The 26,743-nt window shown below is 50.9% G+C and carries 24 protein-coding genes and 1 pseudogene; 18 read left to right on the forward strand and 7 right to left on the reverse strand.

Annotated elements, in window-relative coordinates; all coding sequences use genetic code 11:
• The first annotated feature begins 6 nt into the window (after nucleotides 1–6).
• From QMK55_RS01195 to gspD, 7 genes are all read left to right on the forward strand, one after another.
• The gene (locus QMK55_RS01195; protein ID WP_320328472.1) at nucleotides 7–456 is read left to right on the forward strand and encodes a GspH/FimT family pseudopilin; all 450 of its coding nucleotides are present in this window, start codon (nucleotides 7–9) and stop codon (nucleotides 454–456) included.
• Nucleotides 453–830, forward strand: a complete 378-nt coding sequence (locus QMK55_RS01200) for a type II secretion system protein (RefSeq protein WP_320328473.1) — start codon at nucleotides 453–455, stop codon at nucleotides 828–830. Before QMK55_RS01195 ends, QMK55_RS01200 begins: the two co-directional genes overlap by 4 nt.
• Entirely contained in the window at nucleotides 827–1,459 is a 633-nt protein-coding gene (locus QMK55_RS01205; RefSeq protein WP_320328474.1) for a prepilin-type N-terminal cleavage/methylation domain-containing protein, read from the forward strand. Before QMK55_RS01200 ends, QMK55_RS01205 begins: the two co-directional genes overlap by 4 nt.
• Nucleotides 1,456–2,166 carry a PilX N-terminal domain-containing pilus assembly protein gene (locus QMK55_RS01210; protein ID WP_320328475.1) on the forward strand — a complete coding sequence of 237 codons (711 nt, stop codon included), beginning with the start codon at nucleotides 1,456–1,458 and terminating at the stop codon, nucleotides 2,164–2,166. Before QMK55_RS01205 ends, QMK55_RS01210 begins: the two co-directional genes overlap by 4 nt.
• Before the next feature lie 173 nt (nucleotides 2,167–2,339).
• Nucleotides 2,340–3,272, forward strand: a complete 933-nt coding sequence (locus tag QMK55_RS01215; protein WP_320328476.1) for a PilN domain-containing protein — start codon at nucleotides 2,340–2,342, stop codon at nucleotides 3,270–3,272.
• Nucleotides 3,247–3,849 (forward strand): type II secretion system protein GspM, encoded by a 603-nt coding sequence (gene gspM / locus QMK55_RS01220; RefSeq protein WP_320328477.1) that lies wholly within the window; start codon nucleotides 3,247–3,249, stop codon nucleotides 3,847–3,849. Before QMK55_RS01215 ends, gspM begins: the two co-directional genes overlap by 26 nt.
• 617 nt (nucleotides 3,850–4,466) lie before the next feature.
• Nucleotides 4,467–6,629, forward strand: a complete 2,163-nt coding sequence (gene gspD, locus QMK55_RS01225; protein ID WP_320330234.1) for a type II secretion system secretin GspD — start codon at nucleotides 4,467–4,469, stop codon at nucleotides 6,627–6,629.
• Between the two features lie 294 nt (nucleotides 6,630–6,923).
• On the opposite strand, the gene QMK55_RS01230 is transcribed toward gspD, so the two are convergent.
• Complete coding sequence (locus QMK55_RS01230) at nucleotides 6,924–7,232, reverse strand: helix-turn-helix domain-containing protein (protein ID WP_083366156.1); 309 nt, start codon at nucleotides 7,230–7,232, stop codon at nucleotides 6,924–6,926.
• A 120-nt stretch (nucleotides 7,233–7,352) separates the two neighbouring features.
• Here QMK55_RS01230 and QMK55_RS01235 point away from each other — a divergent pair, with 120 nt between their 5' ends.
• The 4 genes from QMK55_RS01235 (at nucleotide 7,353) to QMK55_RS01250 (ending at nucleotide 12,353) form a co-directional block, all read left to right on the forward strand.
• A complete protein-coding gene (locus tag QMK55_RS01235; protein ID WP_320328478.1) occupies nucleotides 7,353–7,871 on the forward strand; it encodes a hypothetical protein in 519 nt (172 codons plus the stop codon).
• Between the two features lie 380 nt (nucleotides 7,872–8,251).
• Nucleotides 8,252–8,473, forward strand: a complete 222-nt coding sequence (locus QMK55_RS01240; protein WP_320328479.1) for an MbcA/ParS/Xre antitoxin family protein — start codon at nucleotides 8,252–8,254, stop codon at nucleotides 8,471–8,473.
• Between the two features lie 543 nt (nucleotides 8,474–9,016).
• Complete coding sequence (locus tag QMK55_RS01245) at nucleotides 9,017–11,833, forward strand: metallophosphoesterase family protein (protein WP_320328480.1); 2,817 nt, start codon at nucleotides 9,017–9,019, stop codon at nucleotides 11,831–11,833.
• Between the two features lie 277 nt (nucleotides 11,834–12,110).
• Nucleotides 12,111–12,353 (forward strand): hypothetical protein, encoded by a 243-nt coding sequence (locus tag QMK55_RS01250; RefSeq protein WP_320328481.1) that lies wholly within the window; start codon nucleotides 12,111–12,113, stop codon nucleotides 12,351–12,353.
• 194 nt (nucleotides 12,354–12,547) lie between these two features.
• Here the strand turns inward: QMK55_RS01250 and QMK55_RS01255 are convergent, their stop codons facing one another.
• Complete coding sequence (locus QMK55_RS01255) at nucleotides 12,548–14,017, reverse strand: hypothetical protein (protein WP_320328482.1); 1,470 nt, start codon at nucleotides 14,015–14,017, stop codon at nucleotides 12,548–12,550.
• A 280-nt stretch (nucleotides 14,018–14,297) separates the two neighbouring features.
• Between QMK55_RS01255 and QMK55_RS01260 the strand changes: the two are divergent.
• Together QMK55_RS01260 and QMK55_RS01265 are read left to right on the forward strand one after the other, a co-directional pair.
• A pseudogene (locus QMK55_RS01260) lies at nucleotides 14,298–15,209 on the forward strand (transposase).
• A gap of 267 nt (nucleotides 15,210–15,476) precedes the next feature.
• Entirely contained in the window at nucleotides 15,477–15,893 is a 417-nt protein-coding gene (locus QMK55_RS01265) for a hypothetical protein (protein WP_320328483.1), read from the forward strand.
• A gap of 1,086 nt (nucleotides 15,894–16,979) precedes the next feature.
• Here the strand turns inward: QMK55_RS01265 and QMK55_RS01270 are convergent.
• Complete coding sequence (locus QMK55_RS01270) at nucleotides 16,980–17,426, reverse strand: DUF6957 family protein (RefSeq protein WP_320328484.1); 447 nt, start codon at nucleotides 17,424–17,426, stop codon at nucleotides 16,980–16,982.
• A 111-nt stretch (nucleotides 17,427–17,537) separates the two neighbouring features.
• On the reverse strand, nucleotides 17,538–17,849 hold the full coding sequence (locus tag QMK55_RS01275; RefSeq protein ID WP_413787264.1) for a hypothetical protein: 312 nt from the start codon (nucleotides 17,847–17,849) through the stop codon (nucleotides 17,538–17,540).
• A gap of 414 nt (nucleotides 17,850–18,263) precedes the next feature.
• On the opposite strand from QMK55_RS01275, the gene QMK55_RS01280 reads away from it, so the two are divergent.
• Together QMK55_RS01280 and QMK55_RS01285 are read left to right on the forward strand one after the other, a co-directional pair.
• Nucleotides 18,264–18,719 (forward strand): helix-turn-helix domain-containing protein, encoded by a 456-nt coding sequence (locus tag QMK55_RS01280; RefSeq protein WP_065614921.1) that lies wholly within the window; start codon nucleotides 18,264–18,266, stop codon nucleotides 18,717–18,719.
• Between the two features lie 101 nt (nucleotides 18,720–18,820).
• A complete protein-coding gene (locus QMK55_RS01285; protein ID WP_320328485.1) occupies nucleotides 18,821–19,042 on the forward strand; it encodes a hypothetical protein in 222 nt (73 codons plus the stop codon).
• 192 nt (nucleotides 19,043–19,234) lie between these two features.
• Here QMK55_RS01285 and QMK55_RS01290 read toward each other — a convergent pair whose 3' ends face one another.
• A complete protein-coding gene (locus QMK55_RS01290; protein ID WP_320328486.1) occupies nucleotides 19,235–19,882 on the reverse strand; it encodes a hypothetical protein in 648 nt (215 codons plus the stop codon).
• A 447-nt stretch (nucleotides 19,883–20,329) separates the two neighbouring features.
• Between QMK55_RS01290 and QMK55_RS01295 the strand changes: the two genes are divergently transcribed.
• From QMK55_RS01295 to QMK55_RS01305, 3 genes are all read left to right on the forward strand, one after another.
• Nucleotides 20,330–22,984 carry an AAA family ATPase gene (locus tag QMK55_RS01295; protein WP_320328487.1) on the forward strand — a complete coding sequence of 885 codons (2,655 nt, stop codon included), beginning with the start codon at nucleotides 20,330–20,332 and terminating at the stop codon, nucleotides 22,982–22,984.
• A 153-nt stretch (nucleotides 22,985–23,137) separates the two neighbouring features.
• Nucleotides 23,138–23,917: a hypothetical protein gene (locus QMK55_RS01300; protein WP_320328488.1), complete on the forward strand. Its 780-nt coding sequence runs from the start codon at nucleotides 23,138–23,140 to the stop codon at nucleotides 23,915–23,917.
• A 263-nt stretch (nucleotides 23,918–24,180) separates the two neighbouring features.
• Nucleotides 24,181–24,828 carry a hypothetical protein gene (locus QMK55_RS01305; RefSeq protein WP_320328489.1) on the forward strand — a complete coding sequence of 216 codons (648 nt, stop codon included), beginning with the start codon at nucleotides 24,181–24,183 and terminating at the stop codon, nucleotides 24,826–24,828.
• Nucleotides 24,829–25,376: 548 nt separating this feature from the next.
• Here the strand turns inward: QMK55_RS01305 and rnhA are convergent.
• Together rnhA and QMK55_RS01315 are read right to left on the reverse strand one after the other, a co-directional pair.
• Nucleotides 25,377–25,847, reverse strand: coding sequence for a ribonuclease HI (gene rnhA / locus QMK55_RS01310; protein ID WP_007910572.1), 471 nt, complete (start codon nucleotides 25,845–25,847; stop codon nucleotides 25,377–25,379).
• 91 nt (nucleotides 25,848–25,938) lie between these two features.
• Nucleotides 25,939–26,697, reverse strand: a complete 759-nt coding sequence (locus QMK55_RS01315; protein WP_003224159.1) for a methyltransferase domain-containing protein — start codon at nucleotides 26,695–26,697, stop codon at nucleotides 25,939–25,941.
• Nucleotides 26,698–26,743: the final 46 nt, after the last annotated feature.

A 26,743-nucleotide genomic window follows, 5' to 3' on the forward strand; every position in this document is an offset into this window, starting at 1 on the left:
GTGAGCATGAGTCATAAAACCCAGCGGGGCTTTACACTGCTGGAGACTCTAGTCGTAATCTTGATCATTTCAGTAGGACTCACCCTCCTCCTCTATGGTTTTTCCCAAGGACTTGAAAAGCATCGCGACAGACGAGCCAAAACAGATTTAGTTTTCGCACTGCGTGAAGTCCGGAATCAAGCCATCGTTAGTAGCCAAACAAAAACTCTGCAATTCGATCTTTCGAGCAATGGTTATCAAATACCAGGACTACCGGAACACGTCCTTCCCAAAGGAATGATCATGCGTGTAACTACCGCAGCAAAACTACTGCCTGATGGAGAGGCTATCGCCTTCTATCCGGATGGTAGTTCCAGCGGTGGGAATATTGTTTTAATAAAGGACAATCGCTCTTGGCGAGTGGACATCGCCTGGCTAACCGGTAGAGTATCGTGGACGGACGTTGAGCAACCATGACTGCGCTAAATAAACACACTCAATCCGGGTTCACGCTCCTGGAAATTCTGGCAGCAATAGTACTTTTGAGTATTGGCTCCGCGCTTTTCTTGAACACGTTAAGCAACTCTACTAGAGCATTGGACAAGGATAGGCAGATTACCTATTTAGCGTTGTTTGCCAAGTCAATCCTCGAAAGACAGATAACTGAGCCTCTCAGAACAGGGCAATGGCACGGAAAAAATCAAGACATTCAATGGCAATTGACCTCAACTCTAATCCCAGGAACGCCTCCAACCGATATTTACCGACTGGAATTAATTGTCGAACGCGACACCCACAAACAAAAACTTGTCACTTTAAGAGCTCAAAGCAGTAGCGCGGTACAAAGATGATGAACTCAAAGGCCCGCGGCTTTACATTGCTTGAAGTAATGATCACCATGAGTTTAATGGGCTTATTAATGGTGCTAATCGCATCAACACTAACTCTTAGCAACCGCACACTTTCCATCAGTGAATATTACTCAACTCGTTTGAGTGAAATCAGATCTGCGCAAAGCTTCATTCGCAAGTCTCTACAACAAAGCTTACCTATCGTTTTTCTGCGCGACGGTAAGAATACTGACTGGATTTTCGATGGTGAACGACAACAGCTGCGCTTTGTCGCTCCGATGCCTCCACCGCTTCTGGGAGGTGTAAAGATACACTCAATTGAATTAGCTGATAACGATGAAGCTTCTTCAAACTTACAAGTTAGCTTCAGACAAACTCCAACCCAAGGGGTGAATGCGTGGGGAGAACCACAAATATTACTTCAGAACGTTCAAAATCTTCGCATCAGCTACAGAGGCCTAGACAATAATCAACGTGTAACCAATTGGCTTGAGAACTGGCCGTGGCCCGAGCGCCTTCCTCAGTACATTAAAGTTGATCTGGATACTCAAGGCCCAATCAGTTGGCCTCAGCTCGTTGTTGCTATACGCCTTAGCCCAATGGCACCTATAGACCGGATCACGCCATGAGAACCCAGCGTGGCGCAGCCTTGATAGTTGCTCTATGGGCATTAGCGCTATTGAGTTTGATAGTAGGAACAGCAGTACAAACAACCCGCCTGGAAAACCGGCAGAGCGCCTATGAATTGCATCACCTTGAAGCCCAACTCGCCGCCGAAGCCGGTTTCGCAATGGCTCTCAAAGACCTAAGCTCATCTAAATCAGTAATGATTGCTGACGGTCGCCCCTACCCCTTTTTCTTTGAGGATACTCAGCTGACGCTAAGGGTCTACAGCGAGCGTGGCAAGCTCGATTTAAATTTTTGCAGCATAGAAAGCCTCACCCTCCTAGCCAGCTTCTTTGGTGCCTCCCCTAATCAGACTCAGCAAATGGCTCAGGAGCTATCCAAAAGACGGGCAAATTTAAGCACCATTAAAGCGATAGAGGAGCTTCAGCAATTCCCCGAAATGGACTCACGACTCTATGTTCAAATGGAACCGTTCTTGACGCTATGGTCTGGGCTGGTTCAGCCTGACACATCGTTCGCGCTAGCCCCGGTTCGGGCTGCCCTTAAGCTGGAAATTCCTGTTTCGAGAGGTAATCCTGGTAGCGTTCTCAGTGCAAAGATCTACGCTATCCATACCACCGGTACGACAGCCGATCTGAATGTGACATTCCTTCTCAACTCACAAGGAGACAATGCGCAACTCTACCGTGTGTTGCGCTGGCAAGAATGAAGACATTCTTAAGGAGTTGGTCATCAACACTTCAGGTGCTGGAGAACCGCCTATGCTATCAATGGCGGCGATCAGTGCTACCTGCATTTTTGTTCTGGTGGCGTAAAGAACTAGTCGATTGTCTTCCCCAAAAGTGGAAAGAAAGGCTGGAAACCTCAGAGAAAGAAATACTCTTGTACTGGCATACCGGCTCATTTTGGGATTCATTGAGCATCCAGCCCAAGCGGGATGCAATGCCTGATGGAGAGCACCAAAGTAGAAAAATCCTAGTCCTACCTTACGAGGAAATCCTTCTAGAACCAATTCAGCTACCTGCCGCCGCCCTAGCAGATGCCGAGACGGTTGTAGCGTTTGAGATGGACAAATACACTCCTTTTACGTCCAAGCAAGTCTACTTTGATCTAGCTTGGGATCAAATAGGCAGCAGCCGTTCCGGAAGCACAGGCCTTCTGCTGGTGGTTGTGCTTCGGAAACGACTCGATAGCATCCTCGATAAAGCCGCTGGAGAAGGGCTTAGTTTTGACGCAGTGGATGTCCTAGATGAGCAGCAGAAGCGTGTAAATATTAATTTATTGCCGTTTTCACACCGCCCCGAAAAAAACAATCCGGCTCGATATATCAAACTCTCATTAGCTATCTCAGGTATTGCGCTTCTCGTTTCCGTGATGCTCCTTTGGGTCAGTAATCGTCAGGACGCGCTTGAAGAGATGAGCATGCAGGTCAGAGCGTTACGAAACGCGACTCAGCAGACAAAAACGTTGCAAGAGCAGTTGAACACTGCATTAACAACGGGGCAATTCATTCAAAATCAGAAAGCTCAAGCCGTCTCTAAAGCTTCACTGCTACGCGAATTGACCATCTGCATACCGGCGAACACCTGGCTGGAGCAGCTTGAGGTCAGCCAGGCAGGAGAAGTTGATCTAAATGGGCAAAGCAGCCAAGCCAACGAGCTGATCGGGAAAATGAAATCCTGCACTAGCTTGGAGAACATTCGGTTTCAAGGCATTATTCAGCCAGATCGCAGTACAGGGCTAGACCGCTTTAATATAACCGCTCGTCTACGAACCAAGGACGATAGCCATGCCCCGCCCACTATCAGCCCGTGAGCAACGAAGTACGGCAATAGCCCTCGCCGTACTTACACTGATTGGCGTTTACTTTCTCGGTATCCATTGGTGGTTTACGGCCCCATTGATGGCGATCGCTGATGAAATGCATACTCTCCGTATTAGTCAGCAACAATATCAAGCTCTCCAGGCTCAACGGCCTGTCATTGATGCGCAGCTAGCAGAGGCTACAAGCGCCCCTCAAAATAACGAGTACCTACTTTCAGACTCCGATACTGGAGCTGCCACGGCCCAACTAATGCAGTTGGCCTCCTCACGACTTCAAGCGGTCTCATCATCTGGGGGAGGCGGCTGCAGCATCACCAATAAAATGCCAGTTACAGCAAACGAAACTGGCCTGTATAAACAAGTCAAAGTCAGTATCAACCTCAACTGTAGCATTCAGCCTCTGGCAGCATTTGTCTACAACCTTGAAAACGAACGGGTATCGATTTTTATCGAAACGCTGAGTTTAAGAAGGTCTCCCTTGCAATCTCCCAAGCAGAGCTACAGACTGACAGCACAGATGCTTGTGAGCGCGTACACGCGCAATAATCCAAAAGCGAAAGCAGAATGATCGTAAAACTAGCCCGCCATCTCCGGCTATCGCTACCACTCCTACTTGTACTAGCTGGTGCGGGCATCGCCATGTTAAACGGTTGGGGCGCCAACGTTGTCTGGTTTCCGCAAGCGGAACAACCACCAATAATAAAGATATCATCGCCACAAACTGAGGTTTCGCCTATTCCCCTGCAGGCATACAGTGAAATCTGGACTCAGTCATTGTTTAATCAAGACCGATCAGTTGACCCAGTGCTTCCGACTCTGAAATCTGAAACGAGCGCCCCACCTTTAACGGGCCTTCTCCTGACAGGCGTAGTGATTTCCCCCCCCTTGCACAGAGCATTTTTTAAGATGGCCGATGGAAAAGGCTTGGAGGTGAATGAAGGTGACGTCCTACCAAATGGCTGGACTGTGGAAAGCATCGAGCACGAAAGAGTTTTTCTTGGCTACAGCTCCACGAAACAAGAGATGATTCTCCCGGTACTAAAGATCCCTGCAGCTTCGCTTCGCTAGGTGCATTGCGGCCTTCAAGACACATTGACCGTTACCACGATTGCCAAAGGATTGCTTAACGTGATTAAACGCTTCGCCTACCCCTGCATAACGAGTCTTTTTGTCCTTTCTGGATGCATGTCTCCACCAGTGGAGCCAAATAATAAAAGCATCATTGAAACTGGCTTAGCTGGAACAGGAGCGGATCGCCAGCCCCTTGCCTATTCCCCGAGCGCAACCAAAGATTCTGTGACAGCCCCCGTAACCCAGACCTCAAGCCACCAAATCATCCGTGGTTTTAGGGATATTTCTGCACCAAAAACCACACCTTCAAGACGATCGACCGCATCCGATCCAGGTCAAGCGGGGACGACATTCAATTTCGCGAGCATCCCCATTCAGGCAGTCGTGAACACTATCCTAGGTGACGTGCTTAAAGAGAATTACAGTATTGGCCAAGGGGTTACCGGGGACGTTACCTTCTCGACATCCAAGCCAGTGGATAAGCAACAGGCATTTTCCATCCTTGAAACTCTCCTCTCATGGACGAACAACGCAATTATTCGTCAGGGTGATCGATATCTAGTCCTACCAGCTAAGGACGCCGTAGCAGGCCGATTGACCCCTAGCTCAACAATTCCTGAGCCAGGAGAGGGGTTAACTGCTCGTTTTTTTGTCTTGGACTACATGTCACCGATTGAGATGCAAAAATTGCTAAAGCCTTTCGCTCGCGATAGCGCTTTCCTCATGGTCGACTCCGCACACAACGTCTTAGTGATGGCCGGCACATCGGATGAACTCAATAATTACCAGCAAACCATCAACACATTCGACGTCAACTGGCTCAAAGGAATGTCCATCGGAGTCTTTGGACTGAAACGCGCCAACGTTAGCCAGTTGCTGCCCGAGTTGGAGCGCTTATTCGGCTCTCAAAGCGGAACTCCGTTATCAGGCATGCTTAAATTTTTGCCAATTGAGCGGACTAACGCCATTGTCGCTATTTCTCCCCAACCTGAATATCTGAACGACGTTGGGCGCTGGATCGACACTATTGATCAAGGCGGCGGCGATGAGCCGCAAATGTATGTCTATGATGTTAGAAATATGAAAGCTACTGATCTAGCCAAGTATTTACGCCAAATATATAGCGATGAAGCAATAGCAGACGAGCCGCCTGCTCAAGTTGCACCTGGCCTACGTACCGTCACGCTTTCGAGTAATGGGATGAGCAGCACCCCAAATATAGGCTCAGGATCCCCTGCCAATAATGGGATGATCAGTGGAAGTAATACAAACGGCATGAGCAGCAATCAACCTTATGCAGAAGATGACTACACAGAGGCACAGCCAGATAATTCAGGGCATAGATTGCAAAGTGGTAAGGCAAACACTGTAAAAATCACCGCCCAAAAAAGCAGCAACCAGTTGCTCTTCCGAGGACGCCCCAGCCAGTGGGCCGAGATTCAATCTGCCATTCAACGCCTGGACAACCTCCCAATGCAAGTTCAGATTGAAACCCGGATTCTTGAGGTGAGTTTGACCGGCTCATTAAATCTTGGTGTGCAGTGGTATTTGGGGCGACTAGCCGGAAACTCAACAACTAAAGGCATTGAAAACGTCTCCGGTAGTCAGGGAGCGATTGGCCGAGGCGGTGCAGCGCTGGGAAATGACTCTTTGTTCTATTCGTTTGTCAGCAAAAATTTGCAGGTAGCGCTGCACGCATTAGAGACAGATGGAAATTCAAAGGTACTTTCCGCCCCATCCTTGGTTGTCATGAATAACCAACAAGCCCAGATTCAAGTTGGCAACAACATTCCGATCAATCAGACCACCATCAATACCGGCAGCTCGAACCTGACGACAAGCACAGTGCAGTATGTCCAAACCGGCGTTATACTTGACGTTGTGCCACGTATAAATCCAGGCGGATTGGTATACTTGGAAATTCAGCAGCAAGTTAGCGACGCGAGCACAACAAAAGACATCAACGGCAATCCGACAATTTCTGCACGCTCAGTTTCGACTCAAGTAGCCGTTCAAAGTGGGCAAACCATAATGCTTGGCGGTTTGATCCAGCAAAATGAGGCGCAATCCGACGATAGCGTCCCGTTTCTCGGAAAAATACCTGGACTTCACTGGTTGTTCGGAAGTACAGAACGCGCTCGTGGAAGATCGGAGTTGATTGTTCTAATTACTCCGAGAGTGATCACAGGCAGCAGCGAGGCCAGAGAGATAACCGATGAGTACCGCCAAAAAATGCAACTCATGGTACCCAATCCCCCCCCGAATACGAGTCTCTAATTATTTTTACGTAAAGACATGCCCTTAGAAGCATCTAAATCGCTGACTCCTTCCCAAGCTCCGTCACTGCTTATTGGGAAAACTGGGAAAGTCAGGCGTGCGTAAAGAGCGAAGAAACGACCTCGGGGTCAATCTCAGCGAGGCGCTGAGATTGACCTCACACCCTCGAACTCGCAGCAAGGCCGCAATTGCTGAGAGCTCTGGTTCTCGCTCAACTCCTTCAGAGCGCTCCTTAGCCGACGACAAATCCTTACAAGCTTCGTCAGCGGGCTTGGGTGTTTCTGGTCGCAAACATCAGCTTTGAAACGAAAGCTTCTCCACCAGATCAACCACATCCTTGCGATCCTCAGCCTTCAAGAGATGAAAGCACTGCAGCAGATGCGCAGTCTCAACGTCTTCGCAGTAGAAATACGGCACCGGCAAATTCAGCGCAGCAGCAATCTGCTTCACGACGTTTTCACCTGGTTGATGAACCCCCTTCTCGTACTGATTCATCCTTGCCGACGCCGACGCTGGCTCAATCCCGGCATCTATTCCCAAGCGCTCCTGGGATATCCCTCTTGCCTTGCGCGCCTCCCTCAACCGCTTGCTGAACGTCGTCATTTCTCATCGCCGAAAGGCTCAGAGATTCTTAGATTCGGCTTGAACAGATACTAAGTATTCCTTAGTATTCGGCAGAAATATCCTTTTGCCATCACTCCAAACGTAAGGACAGGGATCAAAATGAAGGAAATGCAGATCACAGACGGGCGACTCGACGAAAAATCGCGTGGCTTCGGCGGGGACATGGTCAGCTACCACTACTGGAAAATTAACGGCAAGAAACTCGAAACGCTCGAAATCCCGGATACGCTTGATGCGCATGTAAAGGCGGGTGATCGAGTTCGAGTGACCTCCCAATACGGCAAAGACAAGGTCAACAGAATTTGGGCCATCCAGCTCGACAACGAGCCCGTCCGCACGGTCGTCAATGTTCCGTTCATTGCTGTCTCCCTGGGAAGGCTCAGCATCCTGCCTCTGATGGTCGCCATCTTTACGATCTTCGTTGCCTATGGTTTCTGGGAGAACAGCGCCAACCATCGGGGCTTCCACGGCTCGTCCTACCAATTGGGCTGGATCGCACTCAATTTATTCGTCAGCTATCGCTACATGATTAAGCCAATGTTGATCGTCACGCGCGGCATCAAGGCGTTTCGCGAATATTGCGCAAAGGCCCCTGCATCAGCCCCGACATCCAATTGAAACGAGCGCACAGCGGCACATATCCCTGGAGCCATTAAAGTGAATCAGATTGAGATGAGTCCAGACCAAGGCCGATACGCATTTGGCAACCAAGCGAAAGCCGAGGTAACCAATGGCACAGGCTCTCGCTGATTCAGGAGATTTTCAGATTTCGGGTGGCGGGTGTCTTCAGGCCCATAGCGAACGCTTGGGGGAGTTTGGTTATACATCAGCGCATTATAATGCGCTAAAACCCAGAAAAAGAGGGAGGTTGGCGCATTATAATGCGCTGACTGAAGACGCATCACTTTCCAACGCCTTTTAAAAATGACGAAGACTATTGGTCTGATGGCTGGGATTTTTCAAAGTCTGAAGCGAATGCTTTGATCGAGGGGCCCTTCATGAATTTAAAGCGAAACCAAGGTCAAGAGTCACTGGCTGTCGAACAGATCCAACGCCAAGCCGAGCAGATTTTTGGCAACAAAGAGAAAGCGGATTATTGGCTGAATCAGCCCATCGTAGGGACTAATGAATGCTCACGGCTGCAAGCGGCTCACAGTGAAACAGGTTGCGAACTCGTGAAAGCTGAACTTGAAAGACTCAGTCATGGGTTCGCCTGCTAATAAGTCACCTTCCCTTCAAGCCTCAGGTTCAGCATGATCACTTTTAATCTCAATACAAATGACACGGGAGCCTTGCTCAGGCACGTTGAATCGTTAAAACCGAACTCACGCGATGTTTTGGAAGACGCACAGTTGCGCCAAGCACTGCTTGAGTTGAGAGTGACCCTGTTGTCGCACCTTGAAGATTCGGACATCTGAACCAGGCCACTTCAGTCTGGGTAACCTTTGCGACCAAGAGACACGTCAGGGCAAATCTCCCTCTCACATGATGCCGTGGTGATCTCTATCTCGTTTGATGAGATCGCCTGCAGGCAAAGTCCTTCACTGTGACCGTCGTTGATTGAGTCCATGTTTTCGCTGATGTAGTTTCAGATGCCCCACCCCGAGCGACGGCGTCAGCTAACGTCGACAGCTTGATTGTTCATTAGCCAGTCAAGCACCAGCAGATCCTGAATAGAATGCCCAAAGTAGTCATAGCAATTCGCCTTCACATTGAGTATAAGTGCCCATTTTTATGCTTGATGCAACGCAAAGGAGATGTGCGTGAGCGAATTGAAATGGCTTCATTTGTCCGATTTTCACTTTGGTAAAAAGCCGGACAGCACTTACCAACAACCACTGGTGACTCGGAAGCTCATTGAGCACGTCATCACTCGGAGTGCAAAAGAAGGCCCACCCGATCTAGTGTTCATCACTGGAGATATCGCGAACTCAGGACAACCGAGCGAATACGTTCTGTTTAATGAACACGTGATTTATCCACTGCTTGCGCATTTCGGCTACGATTTCATTGAAAAAATATTCTTGGTTCCAGGTAATCACGACGTTCAACGAGACGTTGAACGAAATTTTGGCCGCGATGAGCATCTATCACTTGAAAACGGGAATTTCGAGCCTACAGCCCCGTCTCTTAAAGATCGCGCCGGGATCATCGAACGCCTTAGAGGTTTTATTACTTCGCCTTTTGCCAACGAGCTATCAGCATTTGAACAAGAAGAGGGCGTTTACAGTAAAGAATTGAATGTAGGTGATAAAAAAGTTGGCATCCTCGGAATAAACACCTCTTGGCTTTGCCGTGATGGGCAAGATAAAGGGAAGCTTACCCCAGGCGTCCCGCTTGTGAGAGATGCACTGGAACAAAATGCCGATTGTGATCTTATGTTCGTGCTAGGACATCACCCTTTGGATTGGTACTCCCCTACTCATGCGGAGCCGATAAAGACTCTGTTCGCACGGCACAATGTTATTTATTTATACGGCCATATGCATAAAGTATGGGGCAAACCAGAATACGCAAATGGCTCAGCCTTTATGACTATTCAGGCTGGCGCTTCATTTCAAGCAGGTGAAGCCAGTCAGTGGAAAAATAGTATCCTATGGGGTCGAGCCGATCTAGCCAACAAGTCGCTTGCCCTCCAGCCATTCACATGGGATTTCGATGAGCAAACTTGGAAGCTTAACTCGAATGGGTTCCCCGAGGAGCACAGAATCGACAGTGAGTGGCACTTTCATTTCCCGCAACCATTTGTTCCCGTCATGCAATCCCCCAAAAAAATAACGCCACCTGGTGGCTGGGAGATCACCAAGTTCGAGGTTTTACGGAAGTACGCCAAACCGATCCCTGAGGACTTAGCTGTTTACTTTTTTGACGGTGCAAGCCCTACCTGGGAAGTTTCAATATCGACATCCATCCCGAGAAGGGAAATCGTTGATGAGATTGTAAGTGCCTACAATAAGCTAGTCGCTAAAGCGTCTGGCCTGCCTTGTGTTTGTACGTTGTTGGCGGCAGGCTGCGAAGGGAAAACCACGGCATTGCTGCAAGCGAGCTATGAGATAATTCAGCAGAATCCATCTAAGCGAATCCTGTACAGAAAGAACAATTTGCGTCCGTTTGATGTGGATGCTCTTCTCCCAGTGCTGAACACGCATAATGACTGGCTCATTGTAATCGATGAAGCAGATCAAGTTGCAAAGCAGATCCAAGGTTTTGCCGAATCTAGCCTCGCTGGATACGCTGGCAAAATCGACTTTTTGCTGGCTTGCCGCGACTCCGACTGGCGTTCCAACAGTGCTGACACCATTCCATGGGGTTTCTCCTGTACCTACAAAGAAATCGTTCTGAAGGATTTGAGTAAGGCCGACGCTGAAAAAATCATTCATGCTTGGGAGGCATTTGGTGACCGTGGTCTTGGTGAAGGCGGCTTGGCGAACCTGGATACCACGAGCAGAGTTGACAAGCTGCGCTTCTTTGCCAAACAGGAATCCAGGCGTGCTTCTGGTGCCTTCTTCGGTGCCTTATTGCTTAGTCGGCACAATGGCAAGTTGCTTGACCATGCTGGAGAAATGCTTTCTAGGCTAGATGAAGCGGAAGTTAGTTTAGGAAAAACTCTCAGAGACGCCCTAGCCTATATTGCTGCAATGCACGCTGAAGGCTTTGAAAAGCTCACCTATGATGTCTTGGCCGCGGCAATGGGCATGACGATATCTAAGTTAAAAACCGTTGTAATCAATAAGCTCGGACAAGAAGCAGCAGCGACCGGAACGGCGACAACTATCTACACCCGGCACAAATACATTGCCGAGGCGATAGTTGAGGTTTTAGAAACAAAATTCGAAGTTGATACTGCCACACTTTTCATCGACCTAGCACTTGCGGCAGAGGCAAAAGCCAAGATTGAACGTGTTGCAAATTTGGAGTTTTGGCGCTTCAAGATGGCTGATTTCTTTTTCGAAAATAATAAAAACACTGTAGCCACATCATTGTCACAGGCTCTACTCCAAACAGACACAAGCAACTACAAGCTCCTCACAAAACTTGCAAGTTTCTATCGAAAAGAGAAAAACCCGCATGACGCACTTGAACTGTTCCGAAACTATGACGGAGCCCCGCCTGAGCGAGGCTTTTATTTTGAGTGGTCGCTGTGTGAGATGGAAGCTCGAAACACTGTAGAAAGTGCGGCATTAGCACTATTTTCAATTTCTGACGAAGCCGAAGTCTCGCAACCCGACATTCCGACAGTGTTCATGTATCTCGGAGGCCTGACAGAAATACTGTCTATTCTCCATAGGGACTACGCTGATGAAATTTTCGTTAATGCTTCTGATGCAGCATGGTCGATAATAAACATTTTCGCATCTGTTCGACCTAATCTTCATCACGCAGGACTAAAATCATTTCTGAATAAAGTTGATAAAAAACGTGCCACTCTCTATAAAGGCATGGATGCTCATCATTTACTTTTAGCGCTGAGGGCTCGTCTTGGGAGCTATAAATCACAGCTGGATCTTCCTAATAAATATCTAATACAACACCTGACCTTCGAATCAATTAAAATGCTCATAAAAAACGCCGCAAGATAAATAAGTGATATTAGATGCGAAGAAAGCACCCAGCATATAAACTGGGTGTCTTTCACTAGACTATTGGCCCATACCGAAGGCTAACTTGTGGTGGTATCACAGGTACACAACCTAGCTCCCGTTACCTAACAATGAAGATGGCACTGATGTCGGCAAGGTCATTTGTAATATATTGGTCAACCAATCCCGGACATGACGTTAAATTTTTTCTTGGCTTGAGCTGGCGCAAGCCTAACGTTGAGTTTTGCGCGAGCGAAATCGTAGGGAAGCTTTGTGGATGCTGGGGGCCTTGCGACCCGACGCAGCGGAAGCAAAAGTCCCTTTGGCCGCACTCGTTGAGATCGACCGACAGGATCTGGAAAACTCTATTGGTCATTCCTACGCCGTGTCGGTAGATGAACTTCGTGAAGCCGTTCCAGAGACACGATTCGAAGGTGCTGATAGCTACCCTTTTGTGATCGTTCTGGATCAGCATATCCCCCAACCTTGGCAGGTGCTAGATCATTGGTTAAGTGATTAGATCATCCTAGTCCAAGCGTCATGGCTAATCCGGAAGTGTCGACAAGACCCAAGAGGCGTTCGGGACTAATCACGTCAGGTAGAAACAAACGTTAAAGTCTGTGATTCGACTATTGGTTTGACGTATCTGTAAATGCCGCATGCATAAGGCCGGAGCTCTGCGGCTTGCTGCCGCAGAGCTCCTATTGTGGCTACTCAGCGGGCCTGAGTAGACAGCGGCGTAGGCAGTTGTAGGCGGATCCACTCTTGCTGTGTCCCGGCAGCACTAAGAACTCTGACCTCCAAAACCTTGACTTCTGTACCCGATGAAAGCAGACCACTCGCTGCAGTCCAGTCCGCAGGTGAAAAACGCATATTAATATTACGGTTGGCACGCAGGTTATCACCAACGATAGGAGTCGGGCGGTTTTGTCCTGGATCGGTGAAATCGAAAAATGAATCTAATGCGCCAACATCTCGATAGGCTACCCAGTGTCCCGAAAACTTTGAAGGGTCTCCTATTGCGGCAATTCCGCGCAAGACGTTGTTTAGCGGAGAGCCATTTCCGACATATGTTAGCGCCACCGCAGGCGAACCGTCTTGTGGATGAGCGACGGCATCTTTATCCCAACTGATCGCCCAATCGCCATCTCCTGTAACTTTAACCGTCGGCGAAGTAGAAGTCAGTGTTTTAAGATCATCGAGCCTCTTTTTAGAGGTGTCGTACCATTCTTTTGCATCTGCACACGACATGTTGACGGCTGTAACACAATAACTGTCAAATCGCGGGGGCTCTGTATCAGTATAATTTTTCGAGACGTAAGATTGTCCCGATTGCACTACCACCGCACTACCGCTGTCCACAAATGCCTTAAGAATATCCTCATTGCTTCCGCCAGACGCGGCAACGGCAAGCCCACCCACAGCACCAGCTAACGCGGCCTTTTTGGCAACGTCGGTGACACTGTCGGTTGGCATACTCCCCGTGGCCGCCGCCCCCGATGCCGTCACGTAGGCATAAACTCCTGCTTTGAGCGCTAGGTCGACATTTCCTCCTGACTTATTGTAGGACAGCCAGGCAGCATAGGCGGCAGCGCCCGCAGGCCCTCCATATGCACTTGCAACTGCCTGCCCTGCGACTGAAACTATCTCATTCTCTTCTGCAAGTTGCGCAGCATTTTTGTTCGTGTTCTGCCAGCTATCAGTTGAAATGTGCCACATCGCATCCACAACCTTGCCTTCACGTACGCGCTGCTGCGCCTGTGAAAGTACGTCGATTGTCCCAGACACCTCTCTTTCGCCATAACGCGCTACGGCAGCAGTCGCATCAACAATATCATTTGCTGACTTTATCAAGTTCTGTGCCACATCCGAGGTGGCCTTATTTTGCGCCTTAACGGCATTGTCAATCGCCGCCTGAGCTTCGTCTGAAATAGCCTTTTTGAATTGATCAAGATTCTGTGCCGCACGTGACAACAGAGGATCACCTGATCCCTGAGCGACTCCTTGCAGAAATTCTACAGCGCTCCAAGGAGTATTAGGCCTGGAGCCACCCAATAAACCGCCTCCACATGTGTCACATACCTTCACTACGCCAGGTATATCCACATCAATTGCTAATAACTGTGGTGGCGCGACAATCCAACATCCCAAAAAAATAGACGCTAGCAGCGTATGTCTCATCATTTTTCTCCAAAGAGTCCCGACGATAACTGAGGCTTTTCAGCAACTATAGATTGCGTAAACAGGTTTGTTGCCTTTTCCGCTTGCAATGTCTTAGCAGGTTCCCGTCGGCGACTTCACGGACTTTAAAGATAGCTTGTCTTAGTTGAATTAGTAATAACTACTATATCCAACTAAACGGTATGTACTCCTGTAAGCCCGAGCCCCTCCTTAAAGCTGTGTAGTGGTCTAATGAAACCGGACACCCAGTTAGGCGAGAATGCTCGCCAGATAGCGGTGTCAGATGACCAGGCAACGTCGTTCCTTTTCCGCTGAATTCAAACGCGAGGCAGCAGCTCTCGTGCTCGATCAAGGCTACAGCCATATCGAGGCTTGCCGATCACTAGGTGGTCGAGTCCGCGTTGCGTCGCTGGGTAAGCCAACTCCAGCGGAGCGCAACGGCGTTACTCCCCCAGACAAAAGCGCTGACGCCTGAGCAGCAGAAGATCCAGGAGTTGGAAGCCCGGATCGCTCGTCTTGAGCGGGAAAAATCCATTTTAAAAAAAGCTACCGCGCTCTTGATGTCGGAAGAGCACGAGCCACGCGCTGATTGATCAACTGAGCGCCCAAGAGCCGGTTGATTGGCTTTGTGTGGTCTTTGATATCACTCGTTCGTGTTACTACGCCCATCGCCTCAGACGCCGAACTCCGGACGTTGAGCGGCTTCGATTACGCAGTCGAGTTAATGAGCTGTTTACACAGAGTCGAAACGCCGCCGGCAGCCGCAGCATCGTGTCGATGATGAAGGAAAAGGAAGATGGCGAGCAAATCGGACGGTTCAAGGTGCGTGACCTGATGCGGGAACTGGCGTTAGTCAGTAAACAACCCGGATCACATGCCTACAAACAAGCGACCGGTTGAATCCGCCCAATACGGCAGTCGCCAGTTTCGCTAACGGCTCTGGCGTTACCGCATGCACCAGAGCATGAACCGTCGGGGAAACTGTTGGGATAACGCACCGATGGAGCGCGTATTTCGCAGTTTGAAAACTGAATGGATACCGACCGTGGGCTACATGACGGCTCAAGAAACGCACCGAGACATCAGTTACTATCTGATGCATCGGTACAACTGGATTCGACCGCGCCAGTTCAACGATAGGCTGGCCCCGGCTCAGGCCGAGAAAAAACTTAACGTCGTGTCCGGGATTAGTTGACCACTACAGTTTTGGGCAGGAAAAGGACATGCGTGGATGTCAGCTTTTGACCGGAAGCCGCACGTGACCGGACAGCCATAAGCGGCGCACATTACATTGCAAGCAGTCCTCACCTACTGTTCTCATTTCACTATCCCTTACCTTTTACCGCATTTCTATTTGCACACCCTTTTCACCATCCATAGCCCCCTTCCCCAGCAGTCGCTGATAGCATTCGCTGAAATGTTAATGGTGCCAACAGGCAGTCAATACAGTAAGGAATGATGAATGGGCAGTGATCCAAAAGCCCTTTGGCTGCGCGAGCGAAACCGTAGAGAAGCGCTGTGGGAGCTAGAAGCTCTACAACCTGGTGCAGCAGAAGCCAAAGCCCCTCTGGCCACACTGGCTGAAATCGACCGGCAGGATCTGGAAAACCCTATTGGTCACTCCGGCGTTTTGTCGATCGATGAGCTTCGTGAGGCCGTTCCAGAGACGCGAATCGAAGGCTCTGACGGCCATTCTTTTGTGATCGTCCTGGATCAGCACATCCCCCAACCTTGGCACGCAAGATTTGAAGCCGCCAGCGTGCTTTCAACCCGCTTACCACAAGGAAGCTACGCAAGTGACTGGCGACGCTTTTTACGACGATGGGTACGGGAGATGGAACATCTCAAAGCGCACCGAGAGCGGATTCGAAATGATTGAGTTTGATTTGAATGCTAACGACTGTGAGGCGTTGATCAGGCATTGCGAGGGCTTTGTGCCGGCAGGAGATGACCCGAGAGAGAGGCGGCGCCTGCAGGATGCTCTGGAAACGCTACGCGAGGCCTTGGTGAGTCACCTGAATGAGTCAGCAACCTCAGCAAAGAACATGTAAGCGACTTGATTCTGAAGCACCCACGCTCGACGTGAAAACCATGCAAACCAGCCTCTAAAGCAGGCTTTTTTTGCCTTCACCATTGCATCAGTTCAACACGCTATGACGGCAACAGCTCTGACAGTTGTTGCTTCGATAGCCCTGTTGAAATTTCAATCATTGGAGAAGGAAATGCCCATGCGACAAAAGAGCCGCTTCAAATCCGCAGCCCAGTTTCTTGCTGAAAAAATGGTGCAGGCACTCATTCAGGAAGTGCTTCGAGCCGTTCTCCGGGATTGGCTCGAATAAATCCCTCGGCATTTGGATGCCAACCATGGGCTCGTCCTCTGTTTCATAAATGACAAAACCCGCTCAATGGCGGGTTCTGGATTTGCTCAACGAGCGAATTGTTTGGTGGTGCGCTACTCAGGAATTCGACAGCTCTCGTATTCCTCAAGCGGCAATCCCGACTTGGAGCCAACAACAACGCCGGTCAGCCCACAGTAAGGGCAACAGGCGTGCCTTTCGTTGTACCACTTTGTGATTTGGGCGGGTTCTGACCATTGGCCGCAGGCGCTGCAGATGCACCTCACGCTCGCGTTAATTTCCTCGCGATTATTCCAACCGTGCTCGCTGGCCGACTCGTCCAGCCACTGTAGGCGAGAGATTGTTGCTTCATCCATCGAATAGACCTGATCACTTGTTCACATCGCGCGATTTTAGCGCAGCGTCGCTCAGTTCGTATCCGCGCGGCATCGGAAGGACACCAGCAGAGTGAAGTCCGAGTCGTCGGAAATGCCCGTCCTCCGACCCGACGGTGTCATGGTCATCACGGTCAATGTCCCGCTTACGTTGTACCCTGTTTGGACGTGCTGTCTGCTTGCCTGAAAGTGTCGAATTGTCTCGTTGCGTTCAAACTGATGCGCTTGCTTGGCTTAGCGTATCGGTTGCATCTTAATGGCCAAGTCCAGTGCGCTGATTGCACAAAGACTTGCATACTTACGACTGCCTCTGCCAGCGAGTACGAAAACCGTATCGGTCGTTTCGAAGAAGCAACCTTCTACAGAGGTCGCAAAATGCGTTCTGAACTGGCCCCGTTCAGGAAGTTTTTGGGCGCTGTCGAATACCATATTTTGGGTGTACAGGATGGTAGGTACCATGCCTTGCCCCTTCATCTCCCGCTGACACTCTTCCTCAAGCATCAGATCGAGGAGCATCCACTCGCGCACCACGCAACTGCGCTTTTCAGGGAACGATTCCATTGCGGCCTGCTTCAGCGCCCGGTCGTCTAACCCTGAACCACCCAAGACGGTGGCCGGCCCAAAAAACAAATCCCCCAACAACTCAACATCTGTAACGCTCATTTTTTCATTACCACTCAAACCTACCGCTCTCCCCCTGCACACGAAGAGGAGCTCTTTCACAGTGCCGTTCCCCCTCGCCAACCTGATTGCCGCAGCGAGTTGTTGAAATAAGCATCTAGCCAAAAATACTCAGTGATAAACGCGATTCATATAAATATTGCTTCCTCCAGGTATCCAACTGACCACCACATAGAGGCTGCCGGCGATGGTTCTGAATAGCGAATAACCATCGATGAACAGCACGCCTATGATCCTCGACGTCCGCATGCTGGTTCCCTCGCGAAATCGCCCAGTGGTATCGCCGTAAACCGTTCCCATCAGAACAGGTGGACTGTCGATGGCGGCGAATAAGTACGCCGTAACGGGCACTCCGAAGTCCTTTTCCATCGCCATAGCGACGGCTGCCGGGACACATGAAAGACTTTGTTGATCAATCATCACGCCGGACTGTCACCAGGGGAGCAACGCTCCTATCACGCAAAATCTCGCCGAGACCATCGACCATTCAGACCGCCCTTCTTTACTAAAAATAGAGGTTCGTGGTTCTCGCACGTCCGCCCCCGCCGTACGTTCGGATGGGCGCCGTACATGCATTATGTTTGTTCTACACAGCACGGCTAGGCGAAGCATTGGTGCAGAGGCTCAGTTGATGAGCGTTCGCTGCACAGATTCGATCTGCCTCCCGATCTTGATCTCGATTTACAGCTAAATTGAATGACCAACGGCAGTCACGTCGCCGAGCCTCCAACGCGTGTCGCTGCATTAACGAGCCGTTAGATCCACTCGAATGAATATATACATTTGAGTGGATCATGGCAATCGCGGCATACAGCTCTGTTTTTACGGAACGGAAAAATGTCTGTCCGCACCGCATTTGCCGCGACCCTGAAGCTCTTGCGAGCTAAACGTGATCTCACGCAGCAAGCGCTGAGCCAAAAGGTCGATCAATCGCATGTCAGCCGCATCGAGAATGAGAAGACCTCACCAAGCCTGGAGGCCATCATTGAGCTCGCCGACGCGCTGGAGATCAGTCCTGTTGCGCTAATGGCAATCGTATGTGGGGTGCAGGACGATTTGAGCGCCGGCGATATCCTGAAGAATGCTGAAAGGGATCTAAAATCGCTAAAGCTGTTGAGGGTTTCAATCCCAGTGGAAATTGAACAACCCGTTCACCCACGGATTACGGCAGCAGCCCAAGCACGAGAGGCCGTCCGGGTGCTCAAGGAGCAAGGTCTTTCGCGGGCTGAAGTAGCTATTAAGCTGGGGATGGCAAAAACCACCGTTCAGCGCCATTGGAATCGCTCGGACTGAGCTTTTTGCTCTTTCTTGTCTATGCCCTCGCCCGCCAGGCAATCCAGACCATCTTCGAACCACTGCTATGCTTTTGCTCTCTATCCGAACGGAGTCGAATCATGGCCGAGCAATATTCCCTTCCAGACATTTTGGCCAGGCTGTACGAAAACCAACTGGCGATTGAAGCAGCGCTGATGGAGCTTGTGCTGCTGGAGGAGCAGCGCGGGTCATCTGAAGCTTGTGACAATGCACGTGGCGCACTTGAAAGGATTGGTGAGAACGCTGGGCATATCAAACAGGGGATCGCGAGGCTGGGGAGAAGTGCAGGCACTTCCGAATGAGCATTTTTTTGCTCAAGGATGGAAGCGCGGAGCAAGAGCGCTGCACCGTATTTCTCCCCAAACGGCCCCATTTACTACGAACCCCAGTTTCATCTAATCGATCACCAACCTGAGTTTTTAGCGTAGCGACCAAGGATCTAATGGTAACCACACAACTCTTTTTGAATCGTAGCTCTTCGATCTCTCGCTAATTTAAACCACTCTCTCCCCCATCTGAAACAGCGCCGCCTCAACCTCACGCAATGAACTGAAGCGGCTTTTTTTACCTGCCAGCACCTGAGCATGATGTAGCAACCAGTTAGCTCGCACGTTCCATTTGTAGTGTTCATAGGGATTGGTCGCGTGGGTCGTAAACACTGAAGGCGCAGGATTACGAAGTTTCCGTGATTTTCCGTTACCTGGGAGACATAGAAAGCGAAGGTGCTCATGTATCTGGTTTTGCGGCTTACCTTCAATAACCGTCCACCATTTCAGGGCCAACCAAGCTAACGCCGCAGCGACCCTGCTGTCATAGATGATGAAATCATCTATGAGGAGCGAGTATATCTTCGTCATCCCGGAGTTAAAGCGCAACGCGGCAACCCCGCTGACATCTTCTCCTAGGGCATGATCCTTCACTACATTTTGAAGGACGGAGAACAAATTCACGTAATTTTGAGCCAGCCAGTGCTTGTTACCACCATGTCTAGTTCTCGTATAAACGCCGCCCCAGTGGAGCGTGGCTGCCACTGCCCCAGCAAGCGCGCTGCTCGACGCGGGTGCCTCAGCGTACGCAGTTCGTAATGCCTTCTGGATAATCTCAAGTACTTCCGAATTGGCGGCCAACGTACTGTTTGCCACTAAGGTAGGCACCGTTGGGTGCATGTAGGGATAACTGCCATCAGGATTCGGTCGGCCAGACACCTCCCTCGGTGGCCACCTGTATGCGTTCAATGCGTCATACAACGCTGGATATTGCCTGTGATATCCCGTGATCGAAAAATGAATAGGGCACCCCCTCAATCGCTGGGATAGCCATTTGCAAAATCGCGCAACGTCACCTTGCAGATAATCGCTTCGTCTCAAGTCAGCCTCGCTAGGGCATTGTGAGAATTTTTGGAAATTAATTTAAGAGAATGGAGTATCCGAGAAGTCATCATCACTGAACAAGCTAGACTCACAACTTATGTGGATTAGGTTCGATCACAGCGCGAACTACTCACCATGCTTTTGCTGGTCACCTACATAGAAACCAGAGCGAAACCAAAAGCTTAGAGCTGGACGGTATCGCATGGAAATGGAGGTTTCATGTCAGTTCTGCAGGAAGTGTTGATGTGGTCGAAAAGTTTGCCCGCTTGGCAAGGGGACTGTGTGAGACGCTTGCTGAGGCAGGACTCTTTGACCCCACAGGACTTTGAGGATGTGCTCGCCCTGCTCAAGGCAGCTCATGGAATCACCGACCCGCAGGGACGTATCGCCTCCCCACTGAATGAGGATCAGATTCCCGCTGCAATAAAACCAACAACTCACATCGAACTGCTTGCAGTCAAAAATCTTGTGAACGTCAACGCGATTGCGCCAGAACACAGCCTGGCATTCGCGCCGCAGGGGCTGACTGTAATTTACGGAGGGAATGGCTCTGGCAAATCAGGGTACTCCCGAGTTTTGAAACGAGCATGTCGAGCGCGGGATCAGTCAGAAACAATCTACCCGAATGCCAATCATCCCCTACCAGTGGATGCCAATGCCCGGGCCAGCTTTAGCATTAGCGTGAATGGTGTCGGTATCGATGTGCTGTGGACGGATAACCAGCCTGCGCCGCCGGAACTCTCCAGCCTTTCAATTTTTGACTCCCGCTGTGCAAATGCATACCTGGTAAACGAAGCCGACTACTCTTATGTCCCTCACGGTCTGGATGTTTTTGAACGACTCGCCGTGCTCCAGCAACAGTTAAAAACGGCGATTGAGCAGGAGCAGAAAGAGTACTCCGTTGACCTCACTGCCTTCTCCCCGATGCAAGGCAAGACTGAAGTTGGAAGGATGATTGCCGCTCTCTCCGCCAAGACCAATCCAGATACTGTTCAAACGCTCGGCACCCTTTCAGAAGACGAGCTCACCCAGCACACGACCATTGGCAAGAGCCTCCAGGAAAATAATCCCAAAGAAAAGGCCAACCAGTTGAGGCGACTGGCACAACGTATATCTGTAGTTGCCGGCACCGCCTTGAACAAATCGCCACAGGTTGACCAGGACGTTGAACAAGGCCTCAAGCAATCGGTTAAGGACTATCTACTAGCAAAATCGGCGGCGGAACTCGCCGCGAATAAATTCAAAGAACAGCAAAACCTACTACCAGGCACTGGTGGTGATGCCTGGCGGGAGCTTTTCGACGCAGCCCGTAAATTCGCTCTCGAATCCCACCCAGGTCAGGACTTCATATCGCTCGACCCGAACAGCCCATGCCCACTCTGCCAGCAAACGCTCAATGATGGCGCCGCGCGACTGGCTCGCTTTGAGGAGTTCATCCAACAAGAGGCTGAAAAAACGTCGCGCTCCCGCCGTAAAGCGATGGTTGAGAAATACACACCGCTTACAACACTGGATGTGACGATTGGACTCGATGAGGCCACCCATGCGGAAATCCACGTACTGGCTCCAAAGATCGCGGCGGACTGTCGGGAGTATGAGCGTGCATTAGGGGAGCGTCGTGACCAATTGGTTGACGCTGTGAAGTCCAACAACTGGACAGGTATCACGCCTCCCCCGTCAAATCCCTCATCTGGATTACAGGCACTGGTAAACCAACTCAATCAACAAGCTCTCAACCTTGAGCAGGCGTCCGATGAGGTGGCAAGAATTCAACTTCAGCAGACGTATGCAGAACTGGAAGCACGCGTGCTGCTGAGCAAGGTAAAAGACGCAGTCATAAACGCCATTTCCCGAATGACCCACGTGGCCCTTTTGGCCAAATGCATCACCTCGCTTCGGACAAATGCCATCTCAACCAAAGCCACTCAGATTGGTGAGACCGTAATCTCCACGTCACTCCAGGACGCTCTTAATGCCGAGTTCAAAGCGCTAGGTGTGGGAGGTCTCCAGGTTGCCCTCCATAGTCGATCAGGGCGTGGAAAAATGCTGCACAAGCTCAAGTTGGATCTGCCGCAGAGTCGAAATCCGAAAGACCTTCTCAGTGAAGGTGAACAGCGAGCCATTGCATTAGCGTCGTTTTTGGCCGAGGTAGGGCTCGATGAAAGCACAGGAGGCATCATTTTGGATGACCCGGTTTCCTCCCTGGATCACCGGCGTCGCGAGCGTGTCGCGGCTAGGTTAGTCAAAGAAGCGGCGCGCAGACAGGTAGTCGTTTTCACCCACGACATCTACTTCCTTTGTGTTTTAGCGGAGCAAGCAGATTCGACTGGGGTCACCGCAATGACCCAAAGCATCGCACAAAGTGCTGAAGGTTATGGTGTCGCAACGCCGGAGCTGCCATTTGAAGGCAAAAATACGACTGGTCGCATCGGATCATTGATGGTGCGGCAACAGCACATAACAAAGCTTTTCAGATCGGGAGAAGAGGACGAGCACCGCAGACAAACCGTCGAGGCATACTTCCTACTTCGAATGGCATGGGAGCGTGCAGTCGAGGAGGTGCTTTTAAGGTGTGTCGTCTTACGATTCCGCAAGGGTGTAGAAACCCAGCGTTTATCTGGAGTCATCGTTGATGACAATGACTACCTGCAAGTAACTGCTGGCATGAGCAAGTGCTCCAATTATGCCCATGACAAGGCAATGGCAGGTGACATAGCGGTACCTGATCCGGACGAATTGCTCACGGATATCCAGGCTTTGGAAGCATGGCGTCTTCAAATCGAAACTCGCAGCACTGCGACGAGCCGCGCCAGGAAATCGGGTACCTTTTCTGCTCCGTTGCCTATTACGGCGCCCAGTAAAGGCAGAAATTAAAGGGGCAGTGAGCCTGCGATACCGGCGAGGTGCCCGACTTCTGGATATCCTTGCGTAAAGATCGAAGAAAGCACGCCGACAGAATAGAATATCTCCCCCATCCGAGCTTGATGGCGGCTGGGTGTAAAGAGTTGAAATCAACAAGGAAAACCTGTGAACGGTCAGAATTCGCTGAACAATCAGCTGATCATTGTCTCAAAGGACGGCAAGGTCGAGCACAAAATCTCGGGGCATTTACGTACCGTTAGGGAAACGATTTTAAGTGAAAAGAACCCACTTGACTGGTTCTCCATCGCAACCTCCAAAACGTTGGAAAAAGTCCTCAATACGATTGCAGAAATCGATAATGTTTCAGTAATCAGTGCGCAGCGCGCCTGCGATCTGCAATTTCCTCCTGGCCACCCGCAAGAGCGATTGGTCTATGCAAAGCACCCTGCGAAGCAAACAACGTATTTCCCGCTAGCGGGATTTCATAGATTTGCCTTTGAACACAAATTTGCAGAGGCCATTCGCTTGCTGGCTGCGCTCGGCGCATCGAACATCCAGGCGGAACACGTCAAAGGATGGGGGCAAGAGTTCGCTGCAAATCTGGCAGGTGCATTTGCGGCTACAGGTGAGACAGCGTCCATTGACGCCGGGCATACACGAAGTGACAATTCGCGATTACTCTTTACCTCGACCCTTGAAGGGCATGCGTTGCCGACCATTCCGGACGACCTGGTCTGGTATCCCTTTGAACCAATGTGGCAGGCGATTGCCAATAACCGGACAGAGCACGGCCTCAAAAAATTCTCGTTGACCCTGACATACACTGAAGACTTCGGCATCAATGCCGGCCTGAAAGCTCAGCTCAGTAAGGCGTCACTGGAGATCGGTGGCAATTTTGAAGAGCACCAGAGCACTGTGTGGACGCTCTCGGGAGATTTTGTTTAGGCGGGCACTTTTATCGGTTGTCTGTAGCTGAAAATATGCATAATCCCACTCCTTCTGCGGCGATCAGACCGTCGAAGCTAAAGATTGCAAGAGTTGTGGGGGCACCGGGAAGGTCGATGACGGTGGCGATGAACCATCTCAGCAACCGTCCATCAAGGAGCGATTTTCGACCTTAGTCCAACGTAGCGCCCCAAAGTGGAACAGCTGTGAACCACAGATAACCTGCCTAGTTAACTAGTCCTAACAGGATAGGGATAGATGCAGTGACAGATAAGTTTGAGTATCGCCCCTTAGCGAGTCATATAAATTGGCTCGGATTCAAAATAGCTAAATCGAATCAGAACTGGCACCAGCCAAACCTAGAGCTTGGTGCTTTTTTAGTTATCCAATCAGTACACGCGTTACACGAAACCATCGACCTTCCCGCACAAAGCTTGCGCTTTTCATGGGAACAAAATGATAAATATTTCCAGAAAAACGACCATGCGCTTCTAGCGCCCCTAGCCTGCCTTCCAATTTATTTGATCACTATAGGTGATGAAAGAGACGAGGAACTGGTTTATGTCGGAAAAACAACATCTAAGTCCTCACGCTTTGTAGCCGGTCATACTGCGATCACGAAACTGCATGCCCCCTGCTTTGAAGGCAAGACCAAGAGGCTGTATCGATGTTGCGTAGTTCTCATTTCTGATCAAAAACGAGAGATCCCTATCGAGTGGATTACTCCGTACGACGAAGGCGTTGCATTGCTATCGGCTATCGAAAACTCTTTGATATACAACTTCCGACCACCTCTTAACGTTCAGCTTGTAAATCGTCGACCTTCAGTAGAAATCGGCTCTATCCATATTCAGAACATTACAGATGAAACCGACTTTCTAAACGATTACTTTGTAGATCCACCCGCCTAACTCAGACTCCATCGTAGTTATCATAAGCACTCTATTTTTAACTGGATGCACCAGAAGCACAGAGGGCCGCACCTGAATGGCTATGGCCTTTCTGATTCGATCACGTTTTGAAAATGCAATTGCTCCCCTGTTCTCGGTTCACGCGTCATCACTGAGGGCTCAAGGCTCAAGATGGCGGGATTCGGTAACCAAACCAAGAGTGTAAACAGAAGGGCCCAAACAGGGCCCTTTTTTACACTTTTCACGAATTCAGAGGTTTTTTCAGGAGGAGCTGGGGCTCTGGGGGTCAGAGGATGCGGGGGTTTGGGGGCAAAAAAATATTTTTTACAGAGGCGTTGACAATCGAGAGGAGTACAACGGATCTGGTGGCCATCAGTGTTCAGTTCTCAACGGGGTCAATCGTGCAAAAGCGGCGATGTTAACACGCGTGTTTCTGACTTAGCGCGTCATCGTTCATCGCGAGCAGGCTCACTCCTACAGGGGAATGCATTCCAATTGTAGGAGTGAGCCTGCTCGCGATTGGGGGCACCAAGGTGCAACGGAGAAAATCAGCTCTGCTTGTACCCGCGAACTTCGTCAACACCCCGGTTAGCCAACTGGTCAGCCCGCTCGTTGCCGTGATGACCGATGTGCCCGCGCACCCACTTCCAGGTGACCTTGTGCCGATTGACCTGCTCGTCCAGCTCTTTCCACAGGTCTGCGTTTTTCACTGGCTCCTTGGCTGCGGTTTTCCAGCCGCGTTTTTTCCAGTTGGCCATCCACTCGTTGATGCCCTTCATCACGTATTGCGAGTCGGTCACCAGCAGCACTTCGCACGGACGCTTCAAGGCTTCGAGGCCACGGATGGCGCCGAGCAGTTCCATGCGGTTATTGGTGGTATTGGCTTCGCCGCCCCACAGTTCCTTTTCGACTCCCTTGCATACCAGCAAGGCGCCCCAGCCGCCCGGGCCGGGGTTGCCCTTGCAGGCGCCGTCGGTGAACAGCTCTACGGTGTCGACGCTTTCAACGCTTTCGCTCATGCCACTCTATCCAGAAAAATGCCTGGCCCCGTCAATCGCGGATCGACGATGGCCGCGGCCGGAGCAGGTCCGGCCACTATAAAAAGAAGGTTTACGGTTCGATACGACGGCGGTTGACCTTGGCCATCGGCAGCGGAATCAGCTTGCCCATCGGCTCGCGGCGTTCCTGGCGCACCGGACGCAGGCCGACCACAATCTTGCGCGCGACCAATAAATAGAAGCCACCGCCCGACAGTTGCCAGTCGCCGGCCTTGCGTTCCCAGCCGGCCAGTCGGGCCTGCCACTTGGGCGACGCGAGCGGCGGACGATAGCACCCGAAGCGGCGTTTCTCCAGCGCAAAGCCCAGCAGGTTGAGCCAGTCAGCCACTCGCGACGGCGAGATGCAGCGCGCCTGGCGCAAGGCATCGTGGGCGAATACATGACGCAAACCCCAGGTGCTCCAGGGGTTGATGCCGATAATCAGCAAATGCCCGCCGGGGCGCACGCTGCTTGCCGCTTCGCGCAGCAAACCGTGGGGCGACAGGCAGAAATCCAGGCCATGCTGCAACACCACCACGTCGGCGGCGTGCTCGCTCAATGGCCAAGCCTGTTCCTCGCAGACGATCTCCACCCCCGGCAACGGCGCACCGAGGCGTACGTTGCGCTGCACCTGCGGCGCCGACGGCGGGGTCTGGGCCGACGGGCCGTAATGCACCAGATAGCCGCCGAAGAAGCGGCCCAACTCGTCTTCGAGCATGCGCCGTTCTTCATCCAGCAGAAATTGCCCGAGCGGGCCGGCCAGCCATTCACGGGCCGCGCCGATCAACGCCAGCCAGTCGGGATCGGCCTGAGCGAACGCTTTATCGGTCATGTCATTCTCCAACGCCGCTAGAAGCTCTAAGATGCGCCAATGTTTT

Origin of the sequence: Pseudomonas sp. P8_229, assembly GCF_034008635.1 — a bacterium.
Lineage (GTDB): Bacteria > Pseudomonadota > Gammaproteobacteria > Pseudomonadales > Pseudomonadaceae > Aquipseudomonas.